We start from the raw sequence: 12,978 nt of genomic DNA, 5'->3' as shown, positions 1-12,978 counted from the left end.
CGCCGACCACTTCGAAACCGCCGATCTCGCCGAGGCTGCGCGCTACGCCCTCGCGAAACAATGGATGGTCGTCGACAATGGCAATGCGGATGGCGTGGGTCACCATGTTGAATTATCATCAGGCGCCAACGCATTCCAATCAACAGGGCAGTTAAGGCTAACGAAGTGTTGGCGGGGCCCCGCGCACGAGATCGGTCCACCAGATCCGAATGCTATTGAAGAAATTCTGCATTTCATAGCCGAGCTTGCTGGCGCGACCGCGGTGAAATGAACGAACGCCGCCTGCTTGCCGCACTGGCCGGAGCGGGGGCCTGACGGATTTCCTAGCCTCCACTGGCCAGATGACAGAAAGCTGATTCATCCAGTGAAACGGGATAGGACCGGTGACGCCGCCTACAGCTAGATAGTGCCGGTCTGTATGATCCATTCCAGCAAGTTGGAATCTACGTCATCGCTATCCGTATAGTCGCGGATCAAAAGCGCAGCCTCGTCACGCCATCGGTCCTGTGGGATGTTCTTTTCGATAATGCATTTTACGAAGGCGCCGCGCAGGACATCGCAGTCGGACACCGATATACTTGGCCGGGTCATGACGCCAATCTCCCATTACCAGCGAAAGCGCGACATTGCCGAACGTGGCGCCTCCGCAAATGACGGCCCGGCCCCACATGGGGAGCCAAGCCGTCATCTCAGTAGCCGTTGTCGATAACGACGGGATGATGATGATGATGGCGGCGGTGCGTCGAGGTTGTAGCGACCACGGTCGCGTGGTGACGGCGATGATGGCGGTGACGCCACCCGCGATGGCCGTTGTCGTAGAACACTTCCTGGTGGTGATGTCGCCGGTGCATACGCCCACCGCCTTCGTTGTAAACTATCACTGGCCGATGATGGTGGCGATGATGATGTCGATGGTGGGTGCAACGACCACGTTGACTTCAGTGGCCGAGGCAAAAGTCGGCACCGCCATGAACAGCGCCAAGGCGCCGATAATGACCTTCTTCGTAATCAAGTCTCCGAATTTCCAAACCGGCCCTTCGCGGAATCAACTGCTCCGCGCGACTTTGGTTCCGGCGCCATTTGCTTCGGTCAACGCGCCGGCCGCTTGTTCAAGTTTGCGAGCTTGGTCATCGATGCCGTTGATCTGTCTGAGCACTCTCTCGGTAAGCATTTCAAGTCGAGCGGCACGATAGAGCCCTGTGTGCTTCACGCCCTCAAGATTGAAGCTCACGATCATCGGTGGCTCCTCTCAGAATCGTACCGTGGGATTGAGCTTGGCCAAGCGGGCTTGGGCATCGATCACACGTTGCTGTTCCACTCGGATGCGGTTGCAAATTGCCAGGTTGATGGCGACGCCACCGCAATCCGCCGCCAGTTCGTTTGCGCGATCGAGCAACCGATCGGCCCGGTTGATGCGCTGACGCGCTCTGGCAGCTTCAAAATCCAGAATTTCGACCATCATCCCGTCTCCTTCGGGGTTCTGATCCCTTCAGGAAATCAACTGGCGACGGGAACTTTTGTTCCAGCGATCCAAGCCACGGGTCCCGAGGACGCGGGGATGACCGTGCTCGCTCATCCTCGCCGGTGCGCGAAGCATTCAGGGCGTCGGCTAAGGAACACGGCGTTCCAGCCGGGCTACATTCGCGCAACTATTTTCCAAAGCAGATGACCGACGAAACGCCCGGCAGCTTGCTAAAAGGCCCCGGCGCTTGGTCCGCGCCGAAGCCTTTAGGGCATGTAAGAGCTACACAGCATGTCCGCTTATGAGCATCCGCTAATGTCGTGAATGAATGGTAAATGGCACCCACCCCCACGAGGTCGGCCTTATCGTCAGGAGACTACACGCAATTTGCGCGTAATGCGGCCCTGCCCCTTGAGCGGTCGTCCAGCTACCAGGAAGCCTCCAGCCAGGCAAGCAGTTCGCGCGCCGCACCAGATGAGCAGAAACAGTGGACCGTCTAGATTGTCGGTGTTTTGTGTGTCGCTCGGCAGCCAAGTGGAGAACGAAATAGGTCCCAAGCGTGCGGATTGTGGACGGCCGGAATGGGGCGGGGACCAGTAAGTCTGGTTGTGGCCAGTGAAGAACGACAGGGGACGCAAGCCATGCAGCAGCATTTCGCGACCCATGTGGGCAATAGCCACAAAAAACGATGTGGTTGCATTGATCACTGCCCAGGGGCCGAGCACGCTCGCATTGAATGCGCGTTGCGGCAGTTCGCCATGATCACCTTGTCATGCGGCAAGCCTCCGGGTTACCACCCAAGGATACCAAGGCGCCCACTGACGACCCGCCGACCGCAAGTCGTCGCCGAAAACTGCGCGTTCGACTGCACTCAGCACTGCCGCCCATTCCCTCTTGTAGCGCCCACTCGGTCGTGCCGGATTTACAAAAGCGGAACCCGCGTCAATTTCAATAGTTCTTGGCATCGGATCCACAGTTCGGTTGTCGGCAGGTCACCGGACTAAACGCAAGGCGACCAAAGTGCGGCCCGAACGCTTCGGTGTGATATCGGCTTTCAGAAATGCGACCCCGACCGGACGGGGGTTTGCCCATTGCCTCGACATTCTCAAATATGTCGCAGTGGCAATTGCAGCCTCCCTGTTCACCTTACTAGTCATAAACCTCACGCCCGAACCACGTGTGCTGCGATCGATCGTGCCGCATCGTTTTGACGCGGCCGATCCACAATTCGCGCGAAGCATGGCTGCCTATTCGCAAGGACAGGTTTTCGAGGCAAACGCTGTACAAACGCTGGTCAACGGAGATGAGATTTTCCCAGCGATGCTGAAGGCCATCCATGCGGCTCGGTCGACCATCGACATGGAAACCTACATCTATTGGTCCGGAAAGGTCGGCAACGAATTTGCGAATGCCTTGGCCTCGAAAGCGCGGGAGGGCGTCGAGGTCCGTGTGCTGGTGGACTGGGTCGGCAGTTTACCATTTGACGAGGATCTCATCCACATCATGACAAACGCGGGCGTCCGGTTTCAGCGCTACCGCCCCATCCACTGGTACACGCTTGACCGGGTGAATAACCGGACGCATCGGAAGCTGCTGATCGTTGACGGACGGTTCGCCTTTACCGGCGGGGTGGGTATCGCAGACAACTGGCTGGGAGACGCGCGCAATCCTGATGAGTGGCGCGACACCCACTACCAGATCGAGGGGCCCGCAGTGTCCGCCTTCCAGGCAGCCTTCGCTGAGAATTGGCTTGAGACCGCGGGCGAGACTTTGCAGGGAGAGAAATTCTACCCGCCATTGGAAGCAGCGGGAGCTCTGGATACTCAACTGGTGCTATCTTCCCAGCCAAATGGCTCCGATGGAATGGAGCTGATGATGTTGGCTGCGATAGCTGCCGCCAAAGAACACCTTCGGATTGGGATGGCCTATTTCGTCCCCGATGACATCGCCTTGCAGCAAATATTGGATGCCAGAAGACGAGGCGTGGCGGTCGATGTCATCTGTCCCAACGGCCTGACAGATGTCCCCATCGTTCGGAAAGGCTCTCGCTATTTCTGGGGAGAATTGCTGGAGGCCGGGGTTCGGATTTATGAGTTTCAGCCTACCATGTATCACCCTAAACTCCTGATCGTTGACGATGTTTGGGCGAGTTTTGGTTCAACCAACCTGGACGAGCGGTCCTTGCGGCTGAACGACGAAGCTTCTCTAAATGTTTTGGGCCGGGATTTCGCACGCACGCAAATCGACTTGTTCAACGAAGACCTCAAGCGATCAAGGGAGATCAGTTTGGCCGAATGGCAATCTCGTCCATTGAGGGAGAAAGTCTCGGACTGGTTGGCGAGCAGGCTTCACTCGCAGCTTTAACCTTCGCTTGTGCGTGGTTCTGATCCTGGCAAAGTCTCCGGAGGCGGTCGTTCCCACGCGGACATTGCCCCACCTATCGGAAAAACGCTTGGATCGCGAGAGCCGGCGAGCCCAACGATGCTGGCGGGCACTCGCACTACTCGATGATCTGCACGACCTTGCGGGTGTCAGGGTCAACCAGAACTGCGTGGTCTCCGACAACCGTGTACTTGTACCGGACGTCGGGAACGTCGATCGTGTGAAGCTCAACCGTATCGGGGAGCGCCGAGCCAACATTGAGTTCGACGCCAAGCAGGCTGACCGATGCCAACTTCTGCTTGTGAATGTACTCGCGAACGACGGTCTGCTGTTCGGGCTTGAGAATAAGCACGTCCTCAGCAAATGAAGCGCCTACACCGGCCATAAGCACGACGGCGCTGGCGGCGCCGATGAGATATTTGTTCATGGTGGTTCCTTCCCTAGGTCAGTTTTCAGTTTGGGAGATTTTGGTGCTAAATGATCAGCCACCTGAAGGGGCTGGCGCAGGGTTCGCCGGTGCGGCTGGGGCTTCCACCTTTGGAGCTTCAACCTTTGGCGCTTCGACCTTTGGCGCTTCAACCTTTGGCGCTTCAACCTTGACGTTGATGTCCTGGCCGCCGGCACCGCCGCCATGGATGTTGATAACGCCGGCAAATATCAGGAAGACTACGATCGCTATGACCCCAATAACAACAGCGATCACAGTACCGCTGCCGCCGGAGTTTACAACGGTTGGGCCGTCAGCCATGGCTTTCTCTCTCCTCTTTGCTCAGTTACTTCGAAACAACGGTCGCCGCAGCTTGGTGTTCCACACTAGGGCTTAAGTCTGATGGAGACAGGACTTCAGTCTGCTCTTCTTGCATCGTAAGCGGCCCAGTCGCCAACCAGCCTTGTGCGACTGCTAGGCGTTCGCGATTTTGGAACTACTACCGTGGACCGAGCGTCTTGAGGCGACCTACGTCATCAGCAGCCTCGGCCAACAGCCAGTCCCGGAATGTCGTGATTTTAGGCAGCATCGATGTCGCCTTGGGACACACGATCCAATAGGTCTTGGACAATCGCAGAGCCGTGGCGAACGGCCTGACGAGGCGCCCGTTGAGGAGGTCCCACGCCGCAAGCGTCGTGCGGGCGAGTGCGACGCCCTGGCCGTCGACAGCGGCGTCTATGACCAGACTGGCGCGGTTCAAGATGGGTCCGTGGGAGAGTTCGGCATCAACCACGCCAGCGGCACCGAGCCATGCCGACCAGTCCTTTCGGTCATCAAGATGCAGCAACGGAAATTTCAGTACATCGGACGGCTCGCGCATCCGCTGGTGCAGTTTGGGACTGCAGACCGCGAACAGTTCCTCCGAGCACAGGCGGACAACTTCATGCCCCGCCCAGTTACCATCGCCATGCCGCACCGCAAGATCGACATCCTCTCTGGCGAAGTCGACGTGATGCATGGTCGCAGAAATCCTCAGATCGATGGCTGGATGCGTCTCGGCAAACCGGCCAAGGCGGTTGACTAACCATTTGGCGGCAAAGTCGGGCGACGTGCTGACCGTCAGAGCTCCGGCCCGTGATAGATGCTGGATGCGCTGCGTGCCTAGTGCTATACCGTCGAAGGCATCGCGCACCACCTCCAGATAGGATAGCCCGGCCCGTGTAATGCTCAGCTTCTGGCGTTCGCGATCGAACAGCCTGATGCCCAACTCAAGCTCCAGCGCCTTAACCTGATGACTCACCGCGCCCTGCGTCACGGATAGCTCTTCGGCCGCTTTGGTGAAGCTCTCATGGCGTGCTGCCGCCTCGAAGGCTTTGAGGGCATTGAGCGATGGCAGTCGGCGAGCCAATTTCGCACCACTTCATGAGAAAAATTGGGCCTAGCACTAGAAACCATGCTTTGCGCGCCGCACGAGATTGGCGCAATTCTGCGCCACAGGTCAACATGGACGCCGCGAAAGGATGAGAAATGTTCAATCACTCGCTGACTGAAGCGCAGAGGCATTCGTCGTCACCGCCGACACATGTCCCTCACATCGCCAACAATGTGACAAGAGCGATTGCGCTGCTATCGCGCTGGATCCAACTCCACTGTCAACGCGAACAATTGGCCGAGCTTGAATGCCATCAGCTTGCAGACCTGGGTCTCAGTCGTACTCAGGTCCGGAACGAATGCGCAAAATGGCCTTGGCAGGCCTAATTCTCGATCGCCCTCGCGACGCGGTCGGATCAGCGAAGCAGGATTTCACGGACTGCAAGAGGATGACGCCAGCTGGCACGGGCCTCAAGGCCGCTCCTGACAAGATCAACCTAAAGACCAGCTGAAACCAACCGCCCGTCCTGTGCAACTTGAGCCCCTGTACTTCACTGACGGCACTTCCGCTTGGCCCTGGACAGCCGACATGAGTTGCGGTGCCGTAGTGTAATGGTGCCGGTTCCGACGGTCACAGTCGAGTGCAGCACCTACGTCGCTTCTGGTGGCGGAGCTGGGGTTTCGGAAAAGACATAGCCCCGAGGTATCCGGTAGATCTCGGCCGTCATGCCTAGATGGCCTCGGCGGAATAGCAACGGAGATCAATACCGCCGAAGATGACCCTTCCTGCACCATCTGATAGCCGCGTTCGTCAAATTGCCGCCCACGCTCCTCGTAGTCGCTGCCGCGAGGTGCTGGATCCCATCGCCACGCCGCTCCAGAAAGTCGGCGTAAACCGACCGCCCGCTAATCAAGCGCTGGCCGTCGCCACGGCGCGGATCCCGGCCGGCAAGCTAATGCTGTTTCGTCACAAGCTGACGCACAAAGGCCAGCGCCTGGCGTTTGCAACCGCTGCTCACCATCCATCCAAGAACCTCTAGCGGATTTTCGGGAACGGCGTTCTGTGGCAACGCCTTGATCTCGATCAACGCCGATGTCTTGCTGGTCTCGACGACGAAGGATTTTACCTGGGCGGGAGCAGAGTCCGCAAGGGAGTAAGTGGCCTTGCCGGCGCTCCAGACCAACCCGGTCAATGACTGTCCGCCACCGAAGCGAACCGAAAACACTGCGCTCTCGCCGATCCCACGGCGCGCAAGAACCACCTTGCCATTGCGGATGCAACCGGGAGCGGATTCTTCGATGGAAATCGCCCACGGATCGTCAAAGCCGCTTGGTTTGGATTGGTCGGCGGTAGTGCGTGCGCTTCCTATGGACTCGCTCCTCTGGCGCTCGTTAGTCAACAGACTTGCTATCAGCGCAAGATTTGAAAGTCCTGCCTGCCCGTCGCTGGCGGGCCGCGAACTGTTGGACTTCGAGGCATCCTCGGTGACCACGAAGGCTGCAGGCCCTGTAATGGGATTCACGCTGCCGTCCTCGCCGAGCAATGTGACGACCGTACCGGCGGGCACGTTGATAACGTCGCTTGGCGCAAAGACCTTGCCTGCCGGCAGTTCATCCACAACCGGCTCGGTCGATAGGACCACATATTGGCTGCCAGCGACCGCGCGTTGCGCCGTCACAACAACGGCCACGGCCAGGGTCAGAGAGGCGATTTGCGAGATTGGACGCATGAGGCACATGTGATGATGGCCCTATTTGTCGGGAAGATGAATGTCTGCTCGCAAGTATCCGCTTGCAAGACGGCTATGGTGAAAAGCGATCAGAGCGTCTTGCGGATAGTTTATGACCAACAGTTCAAATGCCGCTTTCGCGAGCGTAGCCTCGGTGGCGAGCAGGGCATAGGCCTTTGCATATTCCTCGCAAAGTATCATATTTTCTGACGTACCGCTCATTGCCTCGAACGCCTCGATGCCTTGGTTCTTGCCCTTAAGGTGGAGAACTCCCGTAGGGCGCAACAAGAAGCGCGTTGCTTGTTTCGCGACTTCCAAGCTTATGCAATTCTTCGTGCCGATGTACTTGTTTGCGCCCTCCAGTCGGGCCGCCGTGTTTACCGTATCTCCAACAGCCGTGTAGTTGAAGAACCGATCTCCCCCGAAGTTGCCGACGATTGCCGGCCCGCCATGAATACCTATCCGTGTGGCGCCGAATGAATAGCCTCGTTCGGCCGATCTTTCCCGCAGCCGCTGCTCCTGGTCCTGCACAGCCAGTGCCAGGGACACCGCCCGCTCCGCCTGGTCCTTTTGCGCTGTCGGAGCCCCGAAGAAGCCGACCACCGCATCGCCGATGACCTTGTCGATGGTTGCACCATGCTCGATGAACAACTCGCAGAGCGCGTCCAAATATTCGTTCAATATGTCTGCGAGCACCTCTGGCGCGAGTTTCTCGCTGAGTGACGTAAACCCCTCGACATCTGTGAATACACAGGTGATCTCACGTCTCTCGCCACCGAGGTGGAGTGCGTCAGGCTCCTTGACGATCGCTGCAACGACGGCCGGGCTGACATATTTCGAGAACGCGTTTTGAATGAAGTGGCGATCCTTCGCGTCCCGTCTCCAAGCCAGGAACCCAACGAATGCCGACAGCCCGAGCACAAGCAATGCAGGGACGACCATCGGAAAGAGGATTGCGAACCTCGAGAAGGCCCACGCCTCGCCGATCCAAGCCAGCACCACCGCACTGGCGACGGTGACAGGTTTGAAGACCACTGGGTTCGGCCGCGAAACGATCCATAAGCAGAACATCCCGACAATAAGCATTGGCGCGTAACCCACTGCAGGCCAAGGGATCGTTATCCTGTCCCCGGACAAGAGACCGGCTAACGCGTGGGCGTGAATGACGACGCCAGGGAGAACACCGGTTTCCGCACCGCTCAACAACGCGAACGGTGTCGGATGATGGTCTATTTGCTGTAGGTCCACGCCGATAAGAACATATTTCCCTTCGAACCAGCTGAGCGGTGCCAGCGGAACGGTCTGTGCCGGATAGGTTGGAAAGTTGAAGGGCAAGCTGCTCGCCGTGCGATAGTAGACCATTTCCTCCGGCCAATGGCCGCGACTAATGCCGGTCGATGCCGCGATCGCGGCAGCAAAGCTTGGCGTCCAGCCGCCTTGCGCTTCTCGACCGGGAAAAGCTCCACGGACCACACCGTCGAGATCGTCATGCGACAGCGCGGCAAGGCCGCGCTTTGCCGACGGAGCGAAAGCGTTGAGATAGTCGGACTGCCTAGTCGTGAGGCCGTCAGTTCGCGACCCCGAGGCGATTACCACAGGCACACTGGCGGTCTCGATGACAGTTTCGAGCCGGGCATCCTTTTGCGGCTCTGTTGCCTGGTCGAACAACAGGTCGATACCGATGACACGAGGGTGAGCTGACTCGATCCGGGCCACGAGGTCGGCCAAGAAGCCGCGGTCCACCGGTGAGCGGTATGGAAAATTCGCCAGGGTTTGCTCTGTTATAGAGACCACAACGATGTTGGGTGGAGCTTGGGTGAATGGCGAGATCGAGATCATCATCACGTCTCGCAGGACATTCTCCAACGGCGGTGACACGAGAGCAGTTAAGAGGCCCAGCAGAACCAGATAGGCGAGCGATGCGGCGATACCACCTCGCTGGAGGCTGACGATCCGGCCAACTGTTCGCACTCCGAAAATAGCCCCCTAAGCGGTGAAAGCGCTATTCACCGCCAGCATACCCGTTCGGCCCTGTCAGGCAAATTGTCACCCGTCTACGTGCAGGGGCCCCGCACCGAAGCGTCGCCGACAAGCGCCGTGCAGCCGCAGGCCATTCATCCCCAGCCCCGGGCGCTCTTTTCGGCTGCGTTAGCCTCTGATACAGTTCCTTTGGGGAGCCGTTTCTGCCATGCGCAGCGCTTTCATCCTGTTGGTTTTATTGTTTGTTGCTGTTTCAGGACAGGCAGCCGCCGAGAAACGGGTGGCGTTGGTGATTGGCAATTCGGCCTACCAGCATGCCGTACAACTCGCCAATCCGAAGAACGACTCGTCAGACATGAACGCCAAGCTTCAAAGCCTTGGCTTCGAGGTTGTCAGCGGCCAGAACCTCGACCTCGCGGGAATGCGTCGTACGGTGCGCCAGTTCCTGGACAAGCTCGACGGTGCCGACATCGCGCTGTTCTTCTATGCCGGGCATGGGCTGCAGGTGAACGGCAACAACTACATGGTGCCGGTCGATGCCCAGTTAGCCAGCTACAATGACCTCGACTTCGAGGCCCTTCCGATGGACCTCGTACTTTCAGCGATGGAGCGCAGCACCAAGGTCAACCTCATCTTCCTGGATGCCTGCCGGGACAATCCGTTCGCCGAGAAGCTTTCCCGCTCGATGGGGACGCGATCAGGTTCCGTGAGTCGCGGTCTGGCCAGGCTTGGCAGCGGAGTTGGCTCTCTCATTGCTTTCGCGACGCAACCGGGCAATGTTGCCATGGACGGAGCGGGGCGGAATTCTCCGTTCACGAGCGCACTGGTCGCTCACCTCGGCACACCGGGGCAGGATATCATGCGCGAACTCATCGATGTGCGCCGCGATGTGCTGGCGGCGACGGATGGCAAGCAAGTGCCGTGGGAGAACTCGTCACTGACTGGCGAGGTTGTGTTGAAGCCACTCCCTACGGAACCGAAAGCCGTATCTGCCCCCGCATCACAGCCTGTGGCGCCGGGCAATGCGGTCGAGCTTGCCTATTGGGCGACGATCAAGGACTCGACTGACAAGAGCTTCTTCGAGGCGTATCTGCAGCAATTTCCGGGCGGCGCTTTTGCGCCGCTTGCGAGATTGAAGATCGACGCGATCGACAAGCGCATCGAAGTGGAACGGCAGGCGGCGCACCTGCCGGAGATTGGCCCCGCCACCGCAGCCACCGACAATGCCAAGGGGACGGAGGTCGCACGCCTTGAACATCGCGACCCGCTCGTCCAGTCATCCGGACCTGGCACGGACGCCAGGGAACTTGCGCGCGCCACCCAACGGGAACTCTTGCGCATAGGGTGCCTTTGGGGCTGGGCTGACGGAGAGTGGGGAGCCGGCAGCCGCAAAGCGCTGCAGGCCTACGCGGATCGGCAAGGTGTCAGGCTGGCATCGCTGGAACCGACGGCGGAAATTCTGGAAAGGCTAAGGGCGGTCGGAGGCCGTGTCTGCCCGCTTACTTGCGACAATGGAATGAGGGTGCAGGGCGATCATTGTGCGCCGCAGGCGAGTAGCCTGAGCGCGTTTGACGGCACATGGAGACTGGTCAGACGCGCAACAACGGACTGCGGCGATTGGCGAGAACTCTCAACGACCGTCGTGATAAGTGACGGCAAAGTATCGTCCAGCTCCGGATTTACAGGAAGTATTTCCAGCAGCGGCGCTGTCAATATAAATCATACCTTTGTTTATAAAGGAAAAACAGGCGGGAACACCGTGACTGGCGTCATAAAGGGTGACAAAGGAACCGGCAAATTTAAAGGCACCGGCGTTGGCAGCGGGTGTTCTGGAAAAATCATTATGCAGCGGATGTAGAAGAAGGGAGTAGGCCGTCGCCCGCTTTTTGTTGCAAGGCCGATGCTACGCGGCCGGCTTTTGAAAGAGCTGCATGGAAGGCAAGAGCCGACCTGAAAGCCGAACTGCGATTGGACCTTTGACCAGACTGATGGGAACCGCTTTGCGTCGATCTTCTCGTCAGGGTGCTGCGTTGGGTTTACCATTTTAGGCATGTTGGGCCCTGGGGCAAATGATGATCCTCCCTCCATTGAACCGCAAACCGCTCGCGATCCTTGCAGCGGATATGGTCGGCTATTCAACGGCGATTGAGATCGACGAGGTCGATACGCTGGCCTGAGTGGATCGAGGGCCGGATCGACCGCGCGCGCAGGACCGGCGCATGCCAGCACGGCAATCCACAAGCTGAAGCCTTCTTAGCCGGCCGGTGACCGCTTTTAGCGTCCCGTGAACGTGGCGGGAATGACTGGGATGAGGCGCGTAGCTGCCGTTGTCGGTTCGACATTGGAGGTCGCCTGTGGGTCGCAAGTGGACATTAGGTCAACTCCGCCCACCTTGGTCCACCCCTCTCCCGCTCTGCCAATCTGCCGCCCCACACACCTCGCCGAGGTCGACGGCAGGACTGGCACCATTTACCCTGAACTATTCGAGGCCTGCACTTCGTAGGCCTTCGATATACCTGGAGCGGTCTTCCGCACGGATCAGTGGATAGTATTTCTCGACCCAAGCGATGCTGATGCCTGGCTGCAGCCGTCTACATTCGGCAAGCCCCCGCCGTGCGAGTTCTAGATCGCCCGCGAGGCCGGCTGAAGCGGCGAGCGTGCGCCAGGCAGCACCGAAGTCGGGCCGGAGTTGGACGGCGCGCCGCTCGGCGGTTACTGCTTCTTGATAGCGGTAAGCGACCAGATGGCACAGCCCTTCAATGGAGAAGTTCGCGGCCTGAGAGTAGTCGCGGGGGCTCAATTGCCTAGCGATCTCGAGTTGGCGATAGCCTTCCTCCGCAAGTCCCGCATATCCGTACGCCACGGCCAGAATAGCTCGCGCGAAGGCAAAGCTCGGGTTGCGCTGCAATGCCTCGTTTAACTCTTCAACAGCCGGTCCAAAGCGACGTGAGAGGGTGAAGACGTAGCCCGCCGCCACGTGGGCCCAGGGGTCTTCTGGATCAAGGTCGATGGCTCGTTGTGCGACAAGGAGACCATCGGACATGCCCCTCTCGTAGTCCATGTTTCCGAGCATCACCCGTGTGGCGAAAATCCAAGCCAGCAGGCTATGCGCTCGCGCGTAGCCTGGATCGAGTTCAATGGCCCGTTTCAGGAGGTTGATACCGGTGTCGTCGACCTGAGATACCCAGGTCCAGATAAAGGGCATGGCCCTCACCACGCAGCCCCATGCATCGAGACTTTCCGGTGGCTTACTCTGCAGACGGAGGTTCTCAGCCGCGTAGAGCTGAGGTTCGATCGCTGCGACGACATTAGCCGTGATCTCGTCCTGTAGAGCGAATATGTCGGTGGCGGGGCGGTCGTAGCGCTCCGCCCATATGTGACTGCCGCTAGCCGCGTCGATAAGCTGGCCAGTTACCCGCAATCGCTCACCCGACCTGCGGACGCTGCCTTCCAGTACATAGCGAACACCAAGCTCTCGCGCGACCTGACGGATATCTGGCGCCCTGCCCTTGTACGCGAAAGTCGAATTGCGAGCGATAACGAAGAAGCCCCGCAGCTTGTGAACTGACCCCCGAAAGTTGGACACAACCTTCGGGGGTTTTGCATGTCCAAATACAGCGAGAGTT

General features: G+C 58.8%; 13 protein-coding genes and 1 pseudogene. 3 read left to right on the top strand and 11 right to left on the bottom strand.

The window, feature by feature from the left end:
• From ACWTU9_RS32405 to ACWTU9_RS32385, 5 genes and pseudogenes are all read right to left on the bottom strand, one after another.
• Nucleotides 1-103 (bottom strand): annotated as a pseudogene (locus tag ACWTU9_RS32405) (DNA-binding response regulator); the annotation flags it as partial.
• A gap of 296 nt (nt 104-399) precedes the next feature.
• Nucleotides 400-591 (bottom strand): hypothetical protein, encoded by a 192-nt coding sequence (locus tag ACWTU9_RS32400; RefSeq protein ID WP_455861876.1) that lies wholly within the window; start codon nt 589-591, stop codon nt 400-402.
• 286 nt (nt 592-877) lie between these two features.
• Nucleotides 878-1,012: a hypothetical protein gene (locus tag ACWTU9_RS32395; protein ID WP_455861875.1), complete on the bottom strand. Its 135-nt coding sequence runs from the start codon at nt 1,010-1,012 to the stop codon at nt 878-880.
• 33 nt (nt 1,013-1,045) lie between these two features.
• Nucleotides 1,046-1,237: a hypothetical protein gene (locus ACWTU9_RS32390; protein WP_455861874.1), complete on the bottom strand. Its 192-nt coding sequence runs from the start codon at nt 1,235-1,237 to the stop codon at nt 1,046-1,048.
• Nucleotides 1,238-1,249: 12 nt separating this feature from the next.
• Nucleotides 1,250-1,462: a hypothetical protein gene (locus ACWTU9_RS32385; protein ID WP_455861873.1), complete on the bottom strand. Its 213-nt coding sequence runs from the start codon at nt 1,460-1,462 to the stop codon at nt 1,250-1,252.
• 1,020 nt (nt 1,463-2,482) lie between these two features.
• On the opposite strand from ACWTU9_RS32385, the gene ACWTU9_RS32380 reads away from it, so the two are divergent.
• Complete coding sequence (locus tag ACWTU9_RS32380) at nt 2,483-3,826, top strand: phospholipase D-like domain-containing protein (RefSeq protein WP_455861872.1); 1,344 nt, start codon at nt 2,483-2,485, stop codon at nt 3,824-3,826.
• Nucleotides 3,827-3,962: 136 nt separating this feature from the next.
• Here ACWTU9_RS32380 and ACWTU9_RS32375 read toward each other — a convergent pair whose 3' ends face one another.
• From ACWTU9_RS32375 to ACWTU9_RS32365, 3 genes are all read right to left on the bottom strand, one after another.
• The gene (locus tag ACWTU9_RS32375) at nt 3,963-4,271 is read right to left on the bottom strand and encodes a DUF1236 domain-containing protein (RefSeq protein ID WP_454590313.1); all 309 of its coding nucleotides are present in this window, start codon (nt 4,269-4,271) and stop codon (nt 3,963-3,965) included.
• A 54-nt stretch (nt 4,272-4,325) separates the two neighbouring features.
• Nucleotides 4,326-4,592 carry a hypothetical protein gene (locus ACWTU9_RS32370; protein WP_455861871.1) on the bottom strand — a complete coding sequence of 89 codons (267 nt, stop codon included), beginning with the start codon at nt 4,590-4,592 and terminating at the stop codon, nt 4,326-4,328.
• Between the two features lie 178 nt (nt 4,593-4,770).
• Nucleotides 4,771-5,679 carry a transcriptional regulator GcvA gene (locus ACWTU9_RS32365; protein WP_455861870.1) on the bottom strand — a complete coding sequence of 303 codons (909 nt, stop codon included), beginning with the start codon at nt 5,677-5,679 and terminating at the stop codon, nt 4,771-4,773.
• A 119-nt stretch (nt 5,680-5,798) separates the two neighbouring features.
• Here ACWTU9_RS32365 and ACWTU9_RS32360 point away from each other — a divergent pair, with 119 nt between their 5' ends.
• On the top strand, nt 5,799-6,029 hold the full coding sequence (locus ACWTU9_RS32360) for a DUF1127 domain-containing protein (RefSeq protein ID WP_455861869.1): 231 nt from the start codon (nt 5,799-5,801) through the stop codon (nt 6,027-6,029).
• Between the two features lie 566 nt (nt 6,030-6,595).
• Here ACWTU9_RS32360 and ACWTU9_RS32355 read toward each other — a convergent pair.
• Nucleotides 6,596-7,381, bottom strand: coding sequence for a hypothetical protein (locus ACWTU9_RS32355; RefSeq protein ID WP_455861868.1), 786 nt, complete (start codon nt 7,379-7,381; stop codon nt 6,596-6,598).
• A 12-nt stretch (nt 7,382-7,393) separates the two neighbouring features.
• Entirely contained in the window at nt 7,394-9,343 is a 1,950-nt protein-coding gene (locus tag ACWTU9_RS32350) for a CHASE2 domain-containing protein (protein WP_455861867.1), read from the bottom strand.
• A gap of 217 nt (nt 9,344-9,560) precedes the next feature.
• Between ACWTU9_RS32350 and ACWTU9_RS32345 the strand changes: the two genes are divergently transcribed.
• Entirely contained in the window at nt 9,561-11,210 is a 1,650-nt protein-coding gene (locus ACWTU9_RS32345) for a caspase family protein (RefSeq protein ID WP_455861866.1), read from the top strand.
• 621 nt (nt 11,211-11,831) lie between these two features.
• On the opposite strand, the gene ACWTU9_RS32340 is transcribed toward ACWTU9_RS32345, so the two are convergent.
• A partial coding sequence (locus ACWTU9_RS32340; protein ID WP_455861865.1) for a tetratricopeptide repeat protein occupies nt 11,832-12,978 on the bottom strand: 1,147 nt, incomplete at its 5' end.

The sequence above is a fragment of the Mesorhizobium sp. 128a genome, assembly GCF_053848025.1.
The sequence above is the reverse complement of the archived record's forward strand: the minus strand, read 5'-3'. Positions and strand labels throughout refer to the sequence as shown.